Genomic DNA, 13,774 nt, shown 5'->3' on the forward strand with positions numbered 1-13,774 from the left:
AAAAATGCTCAGTCAAATACAACGTTTTGGTGGCGCAATGTTTACCCCGGTTTTGCTGTTTCCATTCGCCGGGATTGTCGTAGGCATCGCCATTATGTTGCGCAACCCGATGTTTGTCGGCGAAGCGCTAACCGCTCCCGATAACTTATTTGCGCAAATCGTCCACATTATTGAAGAAGGCGGCTGGACGGTGTTCCGCAATATGCCGCTGATTTTTGCCGTCGGCTTACCTATTGGCCTCGCTAAACAAGCGCAGGGCCGTGCTTGTTTAGCAGTGCTGGTGAGCTTTATGACCTGGAACTACTTCATCAATGCGATGGGGATGACCTGGGGCCATTACTTCGGTGTTGATTTTAGCGTCGACCCGACAGCGGGTACCGGGCTAACTATGATTGCCGGAATAAAAACGCTCGATACCAGCATCATTGGTGCGATTGTTATCTCCGGATTAGTCACGGCTATTCACAACCGCTATTTCGAAAAACAACTTCCCGTCTTTCTTGGCATCTTCCAGGGCAGTTCATTCGTCGTGATTGTGGCCTTCTTCGTGATGATCCCGTGCGCCTGGCTCACTCTGTTTGGCTGGCCGAAAGTGCAAATGGGCATTGAATCCCTTCAGGATTTCTTACGCAACGCCGGCTCACTTGGCGTATGGGTTTATACCTTCCTTGAACGCATTCTTATCCCAACCGGCCTGCATCACTTCATCTATGGTCCGTTTATCTTTGGCCCTGCGGTGGTAGAAGGCGGTATTCAGGTTTACTGGGCGCAGCATTTGCAGGAGTTCAGCCAAAGCACACTGCCTTTGAAAACGCTGTTCCCTGAAGGGGGATTCGCGCTGCACGGTAACTCGAAAATATTTGGCTGCCTTGGGATTGCACTTGCTTTGTATGCCACCTCTGCACCTGAAAACCGCGTAAAAGTGGCAGGTCTGCTGATCCCTGCAACATTGACCGCGATGCTCGTGGGCATTACCGAACCCCTTGAATTTACCTTCCTTTTTATCTCACCAGTCTTGTTTGCCGTTCATGCATTCCTCGCCGCAACGATGGCGACCGTGATGTACATGTGTGGCGTGGTGGGCAACATGGGCGGCGGCCTGCTCGACCAGTTCCTGCCGCAAAACTGGATACCGATGTTCCACAACCACGCATCGATGATGTTTATCCAGATTGGCATCGGCCTTGCGTTCACCGCCATCTACTTCGTGGTGTTCCGTACCTTAATCCTGCGCTTCAACATGAAAACGCCAGGCCGTGAAGAGAGTGAAATCAAGCTCTACAGCAAGGCGGATTACCAGGCGTCACGCAAGCAAACCACCGCTGCGGCGGCCAAAGAAAGCAAACAGAGCCAGGCTGCTGGCATCCTCGAAGCTCTGGGGGGGAACGACAACATCCTTAGCGTCAATAACTGTGCAACTCGCTTACGCATCACTCTGGCTGATATGGCGCTGACGCAGAGTGACGAAATTTTCAAAGCGCTGGGCGCCCACGGTGTGGTGCGGCGCGGCAACGGTATTCAGGTGATTGTGGGTCTGCATGTCCCGCAAGTCCGTGACCAGATTGAAACCCTGATGAAAGACACATCATTGACCGAACTTAAATCCATGACGGAGGCAGTATCATGAAAAAATTCTCTGTAGTTGTAGCCGGTGGCGGCAGCACATTTACTCCTGGTATCGTATTGATGTTGCTGGCGAACCAGCATCGTTTCCCACTGCGTTCTTTAAAGTTCTATGACAACGATGGCGCGCGTCAGGAAACCATCGCTGAGGCCTGTAAAGTCATCCTCAAAGAGCAAGCGCCAGACATTGAATTCAGCTACACCACCGATCCGCAAGAAGCCTTCACCGATGTGGATTTCGTGATGGCACATATCCGCGTGGGTAAATACCCGATGCGTGAACAAGACGAGAAAATCCCACTACGCCACGGCGTGTTGGGCCAGGAAACCTGTGGGCCGGGCGGGATTGCTTATGGGATGCGCTCCATCGGCGGTGTATTAGAGCTGGTTGATTTTATGGAAAAATACTCGCCAAACGCCTGGATGCTTAACTATTCCAACCCGGCGGCGATTGTGGCAGAGGCGACGCGTCGACTGCGCCCGAACGCGAAGATTCTTAACATTTGCGATATGCCTATCGGCATTGAAAGCCGCATGGCGCAAATTGCTGGTCTGAAAGATCGCAAAGAGATGCGCGTACGCTATTACGGCCTGAATCACTTCGGCTGGTGGACGTCTATTGAAGATAAAGATGGCAACGATTTGATGCCTAAAATCCGTGAACATGTGGCGAAATTTGGTTACGTGCCGCCATCTGATGAACATGGTACAGAAGCCAGCTGGAACGACACTTTCTCGAAAGCAAAAGATGTGTGGGCGCTGGACCCAACCACCTTCCCAAATACTTATCTGAAATACTACCTGTTCCCGGATTACGTGGTTGAGCATTCAAACCCTGAGCACACTCGCGCGAATGAAGTGATGGAACACCGTGAAAAACACGTCTTTGGTTCCTGTAACGCCATCATTCAAGCGGGGAAATCGTCTGCCGGAGAGCTGGAAATTGACGAACATGCGTCGTACATCGTCGATCTGGCGGCGGCTATCGCATTCAACACCCAGGAGCGCATGCTGCTGATTGTGCCAAACAACGGTGCGATTAATAACTTTGACCCGGAAGCGATGGTTGAAATCCCATGTCTGGTCGGGAAAAGCGGCCCAGAGCCGTTGGTCGTCGGTAACATCCCGCAGTTCCAGAAAGGGTTGATGAGCCAGCAGGTGGCGGTTGAAAAACTGGTGGTTGAAGCCTGGGAAGAGGGATCTTATGTGAAGTTATGGCAGGCCATTACGCTCTCTAAAACCGTACCGAGTGCATCGGTTGCCAAAGCGATTCTTGATGATTTGATTGAGGCGAACAAAGATTACTGGCCTGAACTGAAGTAAGTTTTGTTGGGTGTGGGCTGCCCTCACCCTAACCCTCTCCCACAGGGAGAGGGGATTGTTCAGTTTTCTCCCTCTCCAGGTTGAGAGGGAACTGTTCGGTTTTCTCCCTCTCCAGAGTGAGAGGAAACTGTTCGGTTTTCTCCCTCTCCAGGGTGAGAGGGAACTGTTCGGTTTTCTCCCTCTCCAGGGGGAGAGGGGATTGTTCAGTTTTCTCCCTCTCCAGAGTGAGAGGGAACTGTTCGGTTTTCTCCCTCTCCAGGGGGAGAGGGAATTGTTCAGTTTTCTCCCTCTCCTGGGGGAGAGGGAACTGTTCGGTTTTCTCCCTCTCCAGAGTGAGAGGGAATTGTTCGGTTTTCTCCCTCTCCAGGGTGAGAGGGAACTGTTCGGTTTTCTCCCTCTCCAGGGTGAGAGGGAACTGTTCGGTTTTCTCCCTCTCCAGGGGGAGAGGGCTGGGGTGAGGGCGTGCTTATTAAGCGTGACTACTTCGCTTTCGCCAGATACTGCGCCATCTCTGCTTCCGGCACCATGCCACCGCCCGTCGCCCAGACGATATGCGTGGCGTTTTGCAATTGCTCAGCAGTGAAGTTGTGCATTTGATGATAGGCCGCGTCGGCACTCACATGCAGAGGGCCTGGCATACCGGCAAGCGCGGAAGGCTCGAGGCGAATGTTTTCCTCTTCTGCCAGCCAGCCAAGCAGCGTATACATCGTCTGATCTTCAAGGGTATAAAAACCATCGAGCAGTCTTTGCATGGCACGCCCAACAAACCCGGATGCACGTCCCACCGCCAGGCCATCGGCAGCGGTAATATTATCAATGCCCAAATCTTGCACGGAAATCTCATCATGCAGGCCGGTGTAAACCCCCAGCAGCATACAAGGTGAGTGAGTCGGCTCAGCAAACAGGCAGTGAACGTGATCGCCGAACGCCATTTTCAGGCCAAATGCGACCCCGCCAGGACCACCGCCAACGCCGCACGGCAGGTAAACAAACAGCGGATGCTGTTCATCAACAATGCGCCCCTGCTGCGCGAACTGGTCTTTCAGACGCTGACCGGCAACCGAATAGCCCAGGAACAAAGTACGGGAGTTCTCATCGTCGATAAAGAAACAATTAGGGTCGGATTCGGCAGCTTTACGACCTTGCTCAACGGCGACTCCGTAATCCTGCTCGTACTCCACAACCGTCACGCCATGGCTACGCAGTTTGGCTTTTTTCCAGGCGCGGGCATCCGCTGACATATGCACGGTGACATTAAACCCAATGCGCGCACTCATAATACCGATAGATAACCCCAGGTTGCCGGTTGAACCTACGGCGATGCTGTACTGGCTAAAGAAGTCTTTAAATTCAGGCGTCAGCAGCTTGCGGTAGTCATCTTCGGTCGTCAGGAGACCCGCTTCAATCGCCAGTTTTTCGGCATGCGTTAGCACTTCATAGATCCCGCCACGCGCTTTGATTGAACCGGAAATAGGCAGATGGCTGTCTTTTTTAAGCAGCAACTGGCCGCCTATTTTTTGCTTAAACTCGGTTTCCAGGCGCTTTTGCATTGCCGGGATCGCGACCAGTTCTGACTCGATAATACCGTTGGTCGCCGCTGTTTCTGGAAACGCCTGCGCCAGATAAGGTGCGAAACGTGTCAGGCGAGCATGGGCATCCTGCACATCTTCGCTTGTCAGGCCTACATAAGGTAAGCCCTCGGCAAATGAAGTCGTTTCCGGGTTAAACCAACAGGTTTCTTTCAGGGCGATTAAATCGCTAACTAGCGGAAATTGTTGAGTTAAAGTATTGATTTCAGCGTTTTTCATAAGACAATCTCTTTGCGCTTAGATGATAAATGAAAGCAGGAACGTCGCGCCCAGTGCCAGTAAAGAGGCGATAAATGTCGCCGTTGTATAGTATTTAAATGTTTCGTTGAGTGTTGCGCCGCAATATTGCTTCACCAGCCAGAACAGTGAATCCGTGACGATGGTGCAGCCAATCGCGCCGGAGCCGATAGCAATCGTAATAATTTCCGGGCTGACGTTGGGATAGAGCGGCAGCATCGGTGCCACAATCGCGGTTGCTCCCATCATTGCGACCGTTGCAGAGCCTACGGCGGCATGCAGAATCAGTGCAACCAGCCATGCCAGCAGAATCGGGTGCATATGCAAATTGGAGAGCAGCACCGCCAGAGAATCCGCAAGACCACTGGTTTTCAGGATGGCGTTAAACGCCCCACCTGCACCGATAATCAACAAAATGTTGGCGATAGAACCAAAGCCATTTTCCGTATGGGTTAACAGCTGGCTCATGCCGATATGCTGACGTAACCCGAGGACGTAATAGGCCACAAACACCGCAATAAACATGGCTGTTATTGGGTTGCCGATAAACTCCAGCACGGTATACAACGTCCCGCCTTTCGCCATATTCAACTCGGCGAGCGTTTTGATCAGCATCAGGCCAATCGGCAGCAATATTGTAAACAGTGTCGCGCCTAACGATGGCAGCGTTTCCTCTTTACGGACTTTCAGGTCTGAAAATTCAGCGGGTACTGCTTTAAATGGCAGGCGATTGCCGACAATTTTCAGGAACAGTGGCCCGCCGACTAACGATGCGGTTAAACCTACCAGTAAGCCGTACACAATCACCGTACCGACATCTGCGCCCAATTTGTTGGTAACAAACATGGCGGCCGGATGAGGTGGAACCACGCAATGCACGGCCATTAACGCGGTACATAACGGGATAGCCAGTTTCAGCAGGGAGGTGTTGGTCTTTTTCGCGATAGAAAATGCCAGTGGGATCAGAAGAACCACGCCGACTTCAACGAACAGCGTAATACCGCAAATCAACCCCACCAAAACCATGATGACATCAGCAGACAACCAGCGGCAACGCTGCAAAGCCAGGCCAATTCGTTCAGCCCCGCCAGACACTTCCATCATCTTCCCAAGAATCGTACCAAGGCCAATGACCGCTGCAAGAAAGCCCAATGTGCTGCCGATGCCGCTTTCGATGGAATTCACCATATCCAGCGGGCTCATGCCCATCATTGTGCCGACAAAAAAACTGGCCAACAGCAAGGCAAGGAAAGGGTGAAACTTCAGTTTGACAATGGTAAAGACGATTAAAATTATGCTGCTTAGCAGCGTTCCCACAACCCAAATCTGAGATTCCATACCCACCTCGTTCTGCGATTTATCTGCGGCTATTGGACAAAAATTGCTCCTGGCTGACAAACGATATAAATGGCATTTCACATGAGCCAGATTGAGCCAAAAGAGTGATTCAGGTTGAAAATCGGGGTGTAAATTTGATTTTGGTTCGACTTTTCGCATCTTAAAACGACGTTTTCAGGCGCATCTTTTACAATGCCGCCATGATTTATCTCTCTGGAAAGCACAATGGATCCGATTCGCGAAGTCCGAAATCGCTTACTTAATGGTTGGCAGCTATCAAAACTCTACACTTTTGAAGTCGCTGCCCGGCATCAATCCTTCGCATTGGCGGCAGAAGAGCTTTCTCTAAGCTCAAGCGCAGTCAGCCACCGAATTAATCAGCTTGAGCAGGAGTTGGGAATTCAGTTGTTTGTGCGCTCGCACCGCAAAGTGGAGTTAACACATGAAGGAAAACGGGTTTTCTGGGCGCTGAAATCTTCTCTGGATACGCTAAATCAGGAGATCCTGGATATCAAAAACCAGGAGCTGTCTGGTCTACTGACCATTTACTCGCGTCCTTCCGTTGCCCAGTGCTGGTTGGTTCCGATTCTTGGGGATTTTACGCGGCGCTATCCGTCTATTTCACTGACCATTCTCACTGGCAACGAGAACGTGAATCTGCAACGCGCAGGCATTGATTTAGCACTTTATTTTGACGATGCGCCTTCATCGCAGTTAACACATCATTTTCTGATGGATGAATCTATCCTGCCGGTGTGCAGTCCTGAATACGCGCAACAATTTGAATTAAAAGATAAACCTGCGCATCTACGCAATTGCACGTTGTTGCATGACAGACAAGCATGGAGCAATGATTCCGGTACGGACGAATGGCACAGTTGGGCGCAGCATTTTTCGGTCCCGTTACCTTCATCTTCAGGCATCGGTTTTGATCGCTCAGATTTAGCGGTGATTGCGGCCGTGAACCAGGTCGGTGTGGCGATGGGACGAAAAAGACTGGTGCAAAAACGCCTGGATCGCGGCGAGTTGGTTGCCCCATTTGGGGAAATGACGCTGAAATGCCATCAGCATTACTACGCCACCACGCTGCCTGGACGGCAATGGCCGAAAATTGAAGCGTTTATCCAGTGGCTTCAATCACACGTATGATTTTTAGTTGCCGTTTCTCATGAAATTATGTATTTTTATGCAATTAAAGTGCATAAATAATTTTATTGGGAGCGTCATATGTTCAGGATGTTAGCAAAATCAGTTGTTTTAGCAGGATGCCTTGCTTCTACCGTTCTCACTTCTGCCTGGGCCGCACAGCAGACTTATGTGGTCGGTTCTGGTGGGACCTACCGCCCGTTTGAATTTGAAAACAGCCAAAAGCAGCTTGAAGGTTTCGATATCGACATCATCAAAGCCATCGCTAAAGCCGAAGGTTTTGATATCAAATTGGTTAATACGCCGTGGGAAGGGATTTTTGCCACCCTGAATTCAGGCGATCGCGACATTATTATTTCAGGCATCACCATTACTGATAAACGTAAAGCGATGGTCGATTTCTCGGCTCCTTACTTCCCGGCTGAGCAATCCATCGTCGTGCCGAATGATTCCAGTGTCGATTCAGTTAACGCGTTGAAAGGCAAGAAAGTCGGCGTGGTGAACTCAAGCGCGGGCGATACCGTGGTATCCGAAACACTGGGTAAAAACAGCACCGACATCAAACGTTTTGATAATACGCCGCTGATGCTTCAGGAGCTGGCTGAAAATGGCATTGATGCTGCGGTCGGTGACGTTGGCGTGGTGAAGTACTACATCAAATCCCATCCGGATAAAGCGCTGAAAGCGGTCAAAGATGACAAGTTTGAACGCCAGTATTTCGGTATTGCCGTCGCGAAAGATAACCAGGAGTTACTGGGTAAAATCAACTCCGGCTTGAAGAAAATCGTAGCTGACGGGACTTACGCAAAAATCTATTCCACCTGGTTTGATAGCAACGTTCCAACTCTCCCCGCTGAATAATTTTGGATGACTCGGGGCCTGTCTGGCCCCAACAAGGATAGGTATGACCGGATTTCGCTGGGAGATAATCTCAGAATACGCGCCGCTATTTATGCAAGGCGCGCTCATGACCATCAAATGCACCATCATCTGTGTCATTTTGGGTACCACCTGGGGTTTATTACTTGGCCTGGGTCGAATGGCGCATGCCGAAGATGGCCCGTGGAAACAGGTGCTGCGCTACGCAGTACAGTGGCCGGTGCGCATTTACGTGAGCGCCTTCCGTGGGACGCCGCTGTTTGTGCAAATCATGGTGGTTCACTTCGCGCTGGTGCCGCTATTCATCAACCCGCGTGATGGGATGTTGGTCAGCAGTGGGCTGATGTCGGTGGATTTTGCCCGCGAACTGCGGTCTGAATATGGTGCATTCCTGTCGTGCGTGGTCGCGATAACGCTGAATGCCGGGGCGTATGTTTCTGAGATTTTCCGTGCGGGCATTCAGTCAATCGACAAAGGCCAGATGGAAGCATCGCGCGCGCTGGGAATGGGCTGGGGCAAAACGATGCGCAAAGTTATTTTGCCGCAGGCGTTCCGCCGCATCCTGCCTCCACTTGGCAATAATGCCATCGCCATTGTGAAGGATTCTTCGTTGGCTTCAGCGATTGGCCTGGCGGATTTGGCTTACGCAGCACGTACCGTTTCTGGCGCTTATGCGACGTATTGGGAACCTTACCTGACAATCTCATTGGTTTATTGGGTATTAACATTCCTGCTCTCGCTGATGGTGCAACACATGGAAAAGAGGCTTGGCAAAAGTGATTCACATTAATGATTTACAGAAACAATTTGGCAAAACTCATGTGCTGCGTGGTATTTCATGTGATATCGCGCCACAGGAAGTGGTGTGCGTGATTGGCCCGTCGGGTTCAGGTAAAAGTACTTTTTTACGTTGCCTGAACGCGCTGGAAAAACCGGATGGCGGTGAAGTGGTGGTGAACGGTTTTGCGGTTCACGATCCGAAAACGAACCTCAATACCCTGCGTTCCGGTGTGGGGATGGTCTTTCAGCGCTTTAATTTGTTCCCGCATATGACGGTGCTGGAAAACCTGACGATGGCGCCGATGTCGCTTAAAGGTTTGTCGAAAGCTGAAGCGGTTTCGCGTGCGGAAAAACTACTGCAAAAAGTGGGGCTGATAGACAAAATTGATGCCTGGCCATCGAGCCTTTCTGGTGGACAACAGCAGCGTGTGGCGATTGCGCGTGCGCTGGCAATGGAGCCGTCGATCATTCTGTTTGATGAACCGACCTCAGCACTCGACCCGGAGTTAGTGGGTGAAGTGTTGGCGGTGATGAAGCAACTGGCGCTGGAAGGCATGACGATGGTTATCGTTACCCACGAAATGGGTTTTGCCCGTGAAGTTGCCGATCGTGTGGTGTTTATCGACCAGGGCGTGATTCAGGAACAGGGGCCACCGTCGCAACTGTTTAACAATCCGACCAATCCGCGTACCAAAGAGTTTTTGAGTAAGGTGCTTTAATTTTCGTTCGCTTTCAGGGCAGCCCCTTAGCCCGTTCTCAATTTTGCTGCCCAATTTTGCATTCTGTTATTGGGCAGCTTTTTTTGCTTTAGATAGTCTGTTCACTTTGCTGGAATTTATGCGCAAGCGGCAGCCAGCAGAACAAAATCATCACGCCCATGGCGGTCATTAACATGCCGAGGCTGAATTGCCCGGTTTGTGGCAGCAGGGCAGAAAACCACGCCATCGCCCCAGAACCAATGTTTTGCAACCCACCCACTAACGCGCCCGCGGTCCCTGCCAGGAACGGGAATGGCTCCATCGCGCCACTGGTTGCCAGCGGGAATAGCATCCCGGCACCGAAGAAAAATAGCGCCGCAGGCACCAGCAGTGTCCAGATATTCATGAAACCGAGCCAGCCTGGGATCCACATCAGGATGCCCGCAATAAGGCAGCTCAAAACCGCCTGCCACATCAGCGATGAAAAACGGGCATTTTGTCGACCTGCGTACCACGAACCAAAAAATGCCGCCGGAATCGGCAGAATAAACAGAATGCTGACGACAACACCGTTTAGCCCCAGCACGCCGCCCATTAAAACGCCGGAGCAGGCTTCAAAGACCGCCACGCCAGCAAGGCCGCCCACCAACATGAGCAAGTAGCAGTTAAACGAGCCGCTGCCCAGCAGTGCTTTGTAGCTCGCGACCAGGCGTTGAGGTTTGGCCTGAACGGGTCGAGTTTCTGGCAGCCAGCGCAGCATGCAGATCGCGACAATAATACACAGCACCAGCAGGAAGCCGTAGCAGGTGCGCCAGCCCCAAATGGAATCGAGCATGCCTCCAATCACCGGTGCAATGAGCGGACTGACAAGGATCCCCATATTTAACAAACTATTAGCCTGGCGAAGCGATGCCCCTTCGTACAAATCGCGTGGCATGGTTCGCGCCATGACGCCCGCAACACCGGTTCCCATCCCCTGCAATGCGCTGGCAATCACCAGTGCGGTCAAATTGGTGGTAAACAGCGCCCACACTGTCGCGAGCATAAAGATGCTCATACCCGCCAGAATGACCGGACGGCGGCCAATGCGGTCTGAAATCGGCCCGTAGAAAAGCTGCGATACGCCATAGGTCAGCAAATAGGCTGCCATCACGCGTTGGATCGCGCCGTTGCGAACACCAAAGTCGTGAGCCATATCGGGAATAGATGGAATATAAATGGTTTGCGTCATCTGCCCGACGGCAACCAGAAGAATTAACATCATCAGCAGGTGAATGTTGGCTAATTTTTTCATTGTCTCAGGTGCGTTGTAGGGGTTTATGTGCCAATGGTCAGTGTATAAATCTAACTGTTTCTAAAAATCGAGAGGAATCTACCACAAAAAGACAATGAAGCCATATGGTGTAATGCTTTTTGAGCGGGGATTTAATGGCAGCTTTTAAAGCCTGAACGGCAATTTTTGTTGCCAGCGAAACGGCAGTTGAAATTTATTAAAAGGAGGCGGTTTCCCGCCTCCTTTTGATGCGACTTGAAGGTCATGAATTACTTGAAGTATTTCATGGCAACCTCAAGCAGTTGCAACAACGCAACCATGAGTTTCAGAAACAGAATAGCCAGTTCCATCAAGCCCATACGCTTTCTCCTGTGGCCAGGAGCACTGTCAGCCGACGCGCCTTTCCGCTGCCTGTAGTCTGCTGAATTTGTTGAAGTTACGTGGCGTGCTCCTTCGAGGTTAAGGCACTGACGGCACCACCCGTTTCAGCCAGGACTTGTATTCCGCGGCGAATTGCGGCCTCAGAGCGCATCACTTTCAACACAGTCAGTATAAATGTTTTACTGTATAAAAAAACAGTATTTTGATGAAAATGCGAGCATCTTCCCAGGCAGAGAATTTATGGTGTGCTTAAATTAACAGCAAGTGTTTGCGCGGCTATAGGTTTCGTCGTATATTCTGAGGGTTGATGTTGCGTGGTGTGCGAAGCAGCAAATGCGCCAAAAGCACTAAGCAGTAAAAACAAAAGACCTCGCCTCACCAGCGGGGTTTTTTGTTTTTGGTGATGGGGTTTTTAGGTGAGGAAAAAGATACGCGCTGCCCACCCTTCAATAATTAGTTAGAGAATCCTCGCGGAACAGCCTGCCCAAAACCATCGCCACTGTCAGTGCTGTTATCCATTCTGCCTCTGGCTTCTAGCCTTTCTGCCCGCATTTGTTCGCTAATCGCCTTGCGCTGTTCCGGGGTTAAATTTTCACGGTTGTTGAGGGGATCGAGCTGTTGCGAGCGCATAAACTCGTCGGTTTCGGTTGGACCATACGTACGATGCCCGTCATAGCCTGAGGTATCCCTCGAAGCGCAGCCAAGAATGGCGAACGGGATAAGCAATAACAGAGCAAATTTGTAAGCCATATTTTTTCCTGAGCCAGCACGATGGATATCGAATTCACGCAGCGTATCACGATAGTTTAGCTGCGACTGTCTGGCGTCACACGATTCGACGAAATCTTTAAACACACTCTTTCACTCCACTTTCCTCCCCAGTCTTCATTTGCGAATTACCCTTAATGAGCGTGCTAATTATTCATCTACTGAATACTGGAGAGAGACATGATAAAGCATCGTTTTTCCGCATTATTGCTCAGTGCTCTGTTGCTGAGTGCGGGGGCTGTGGCGGCTCAGTCTGATAATGTTATTAGGCCAATTCGTGGAATCATTGATTCGGTGAATGGAAATGAGGTCACAATTACCACCCGGCAGGGGGAGAAGCTCGAGGTGGCTTTGACGGACAAAACCAAGGTGAATAGCGTCAGCAAGGCCAACATCAGCGACATCAAGCCGGATAGTTTTATCGGCACGGCTGCCGTGCAGCAGGCCGATGGCTCGCTGAAAGCGTTGGAGGTACACGTGTTTTCGCCAGACTTACGTGGCTCAGGTGAAGGGTTTAATCCCTTTGAATCTGCAGACGGCAACGTCAACACGATGACGAACGGTACGGTTGGCAAACTGGTGAATAGCAATGGCCGCACCATGACGGTGAAGGTTAAAGACCAGGAGAAAACGGTGATAGTTCCTGACGATGTTCCCGTTGTTTTGATTACCCCAGGAATGCGGAACCTGCTGCAACCCGGTACCAAAGTGGTGCTGCATGCCGTGAAAGACGATAAAGGCCAAGTGGTGGCGCGGGGTATTTCTGCGGGCAAAGACGGGCTGACGCCGCCGATGTGAGTTTTGCCGTTTGTGTTGGACTCAATAGCATTGCCCCGGGAGGTTCCCGGGGCGCGAGCGCATCAATTCTAATGATTAGGACAGTGGGCTCAGCGTAATTTCTACACGGCGGTTCTGCGCCTTACCTTCAGCAGTGCTGTTGCTGGCAATGGGGTTCGCAGGCCCCATACCCGTTGTACGTACACGGTTTGCTGCAACGCCCTGGGTTATCAGCGCGCTGCCCACACCATCGGCACGCTGTTGGGAGAGCTTCATGTTCAGATCATTGCTGCCGGTGCTGTCGGTGTAACCCACGACGTTAACCGCAGTTTTTGGATATTCTTTCAGTACCATCGCCACACCGGTCAGGGTGTTAGCACCCGCTGGTTTCAGTGTTGCGCTGCTGCTGTCGAAAGTGACGTTGTTTGGCATGTTAAGCACGATATTGTCGCCATTACGCGTGACGCTTACGCCGGTTCCCTGCATTTTTTCACGCAGTTTAGCTTCTTGCACATCCATGTAATAACCAACGCCACCGCCTAATGCTGCGCCTGCTGCGGCACCAATCAATGCACCTTTGCCGCGATCTTTTTTCGATGACGAAAGAGCGCCGACGCCAGCACCTACCAGTGAGCCAATACCTGCTCCAATACCCGATTTACCCGCTTCACGTTCGCCGGTGTATGGGTTGGTAGTACAACCAGAAACTGCTAACGTGCCGCAGACAATAGCGGCAATCATCATGACGCGTTTTTTCATCTCATTTCCTTTGTGAATTAAATAACTCAATCGCATGCTCAGCGGCGGTTGATTATGCCGCGTGAATGTGTAGAAGTTTCTATAGAGTCGTCTGAATTTCTAAATAAAATATTGAGTGGTCAATAGACCGCCACCTGCAAACAGGGGAGCCCGAATTGGCTTGTGCATCTTCATCAAATAAAAAAATTCTAACAGCCGCACAC

13 protein-coding genes are annotated in these 13,774 nt (G+C 51.1%); 7 read left to right on the plus strand and 6 right to left on the minus strand.

Going from position 1 to position 13,774, the window contains the following annotated elements; translation table 11 throughout:
* The first annotated feature begins 4 nt into the window (after positions 1-4).
* Entirely contained in the window at positions 5-1,627 is a 1,623-nt protein-coding gene (locus RHD99_RS00115; RefSeq protein ID WP_309877061.1) for an alpha-glucoside-specific PTS transporter subunit IIBC, read from the plus strand.
* Positions 1,624-2,946, plus strand: a complete 1,323-nt coding sequence (locus RHD99_RS00120) for a 6-phospho-alpha-glucosidase (protein ID WP_309877063.1) — start codon at positions 1,624-1,626, stop codon at positions 2,944-2,946. Before RHD99_RS00115 ends, RHD99_RS00120 begins: the two co-directional genes overlap by 4 nt.
* Before the next feature lie 479 nt (positions 2,947-3,425).
* Here RHD99_RS00120 and dsdA read toward each other — a convergent pair whose 3' ends face one another.
* Both dsdA and dsdX read right to left on the minus strand, forming a co-directional pair.
* Positions 3,426-4,754, minus strand: coding sequence for a D-serine ammonia-lyase (dsdA, locus tag RHD99_RS00125; RefSeq protein WP_183272067.1), 1,329 nt, complete (start codon positions 4,752-4,754; stop codon positions 3,426-3,428).
* A gap of 18 nt (positions 4,755-4,772) precedes the next feature.
* Positions 4,773-6,110: a D-serine transporter DsdX gene (dsdX, locus tag RHD99_RS00130; RefSeq protein WP_183272068.1), complete on the minus strand. Its 1,338-nt coding sequence runs from the start codon at positions 6,108-6,110 to the stop codon at positions 4,773-4,775.
* Positions 6,111-6,335: 225 nt separating this feature from the next.
* Between dsdX and dsdC the strand changes: the two genes are divergently transcribed.
* The 4 genes from dsdC (at position 6,336) to RHD99_RS00150 (ending at position 9,634) form a co-directional block, all read left to right on the plus strand.
* Positions 6,336-7,259, plus strand: a complete 924-nt coding sequence (dsdC, locus tag RHD99_RS00135; RefSeq protein ID WP_309877065.1) for a DNA-binding transcriptional regulator DsdC — start codon at positions 6,336-6,338, stop codon at positions 7,257-7,259.
* An 87-nt stretch (positions 7,260-7,346) separates the two neighbouring features.
* A complete protein-coding gene (locus RHD99_RS00140; protein ID WP_309879262.1) occupies positions 7,347-8,117 on the plus strand; it encodes a basic amino acid ABC transporter substrate-binding protein in 771 nt (256 codons plus the stop codon).
* A gap of 43 nt (positions 8,118-8,160) precedes the next feature.
* Entirely contained in the window at positions 8,161-8,925 is a 765-nt protein-coding gene (locus tag RHD99_RS00145; RefSeq protein ID WP_309877066.1) for an amino acid ABC transporter permease, read from the plus strand.
* Complete coding sequence (locus RHD99_RS00150) at positions 8,912-9,634, plus strand: amino acid ABC transporter ATP-binding protein (RefSeq protein ID WP_309879263.1); 723 nt, start codon at positions 8,912-8,914, stop codon at positions 9,632-9,634. Before RHD99_RS00145 ends, RHD99_RS00150 begins: the two co-directional genes overlap by 14 nt.
* 88 nt (positions 9,635-9,722) lie before the next feature.
* On the opposite strand, the gene emrD is transcribed toward RHD99_RS00150, so the two are convergent.
* From emrD to RHD99_RS00165, 3 genes are all read right to left on the minus strand, one after another.
* Positions 9,723-10,907, minus strand: coding sequence for a multidrug efflux MFS transporter EmrD (gene emrD, locus RHD99_RS00155; protein ID WP_309877067.1), 1,185 nt, complete (start codon positions 10,905-10,907; stop codon positions 9,723-9,725).
* A 248-nt stretch (positions 10,908-11,155) separates the two neighbouring features.
* Entirely contained in the window at positions 11,156-11,245 is a 90-nt protein-coding gene (locus RHD99_RS00160) for a type I toxin-antitoxin system toxin TisB (RefSeq protein WP_122974051.1), read from the minus strand.
* A 475-nt stretch (positions 11,246-11,720) separates the two neighbouring features.
* Complete coding sequence (locus RHD99_RS00165) at positions 11,721-12,122, minus strand: hypothetical protein (RefSeq protein ID WP_309877068.1); 402 nt, start codon at positions 12,120-12,122, stop codon at positions 11,721-11,723.
* A gap of 93 nt (positions 12,123-12,215) precedes the next feature.
* Here RHD99_RS00165 and RHD99_RS00170 point away from each other — a divergent pair, with 93 nt between their 5' ends.
* On the plus strand, positions 12,216-12,833 hold the full coding sequence (locus tag RHD99_RS00170) for a hypothetical protein (protein ID WP_309877069.1): 618 nt from the start codon (positions 12,216-12,218) through the stop codon (positions 12,831-12,833).
* 75 nt (positions 12,834-12,908) lie between these two features.
* On the opposite strand, the gene RHD99_RS00175 is transcribed toward RHD99_RS00170, so the two are convergent.
* Positions 12,909-13,571 carry an OmpA family lipoprotein gene (locus tag RHD99_RS00175; protein WP_270141910.1) on the minus strand — a complete coding sequence of 221 codons (663 nt, stop codon included), beginning with the start codon at positions 13,569-13,571 and terminating at the stop codon, positions 12,909-12,911.
* Between the last annotated feature and the right edge of the window lie 203 nt (positions 13,572-13,774).

The sequence above is a fragment of the Buttiauxella selenatireducens genome (genome assembly GCF_031432975.1).
GTDB classification, from domain to species: Bacteria; Pseudomonadota; Gammaproteobacteria; order Enterobacterales; family Enterobacteriaceae; genus Buttiauxella; species Buttiauxella selenatireducens.

Coding starts and splice junctions, on each gene's coding strand:
- RHD99_RS00115 (WP_309877061.1), top strand. CDS start 5: ATGCTCAGTCAAATACAACGTTTTGGTGGCGCAATGTTTACCCCGGTT.
- RHD99_RS00140 (WP_309879262.1), top strand. CDS start 7,347: ATGTTAGCAAAATCAGTTGTTTTAGCAGGATGCCTTGCTTCTACCGTT.
- emrD (WP_309877067.1), bottom strand. CDS start 10,907: ATGAAAAAATTAGCCAACATTCACCTGCTGATGATGTTAATTCTTCTG.
- dsdX (WP_183272068.1), bottom strand. CDS start 6,110: ATGGAATCTCAGATTTGGGTTGTGGGAACGCTGCTAAGCAGCATAATT.
- RHD99_RS00120 (WP_309877063.1), top strand. CDS start 1,624: ATGAAAAAATTCTCTGTAGTTGTAGCCGGTGGCGGCAGCACATTTACT.
- RHD99_RS00170 (WP_309877069.1), top strand. CDS start 12,216: ATGATAAAGCATCGTTTTTCCGCATTATTGCTCAGTGCTCTGTTGCTG.
- dsdA (WP_183272067.1), bottom strand. CDS start 4,754: ATGAAAAACGCTGAAATCAATACTTTAACTCAACAATTTCCGCTAGTT.
- RHD99_RS00160 (WP_122974051.1), bottom strand. CDS start 11,245: ATGGGCTTGATGGAACTGGCTATTCTGTTTCTGAAACTCATGGTTGCG.
- RHD99_RS00145 (WP_309877066.1), top strand. CDS start 8,161: ATGACCGGATTTCGCTGGGAGATAATCTCAGAATACGCGCCGCTATTT.
- RHD99_RS00175 (WP_270141910.1), bottom strand. CDS start 13,571: ATGAAAAAACGCGTCATGATGATTGCCGCTATTGTCTGCGGCACGTTA.
- dsdC (WP_309877065.1), top strand. CDS start 6,336: ATGGATCCGATTCGCGAAGTCCGAAATCGCTTACTTAATGGTTGGCAG.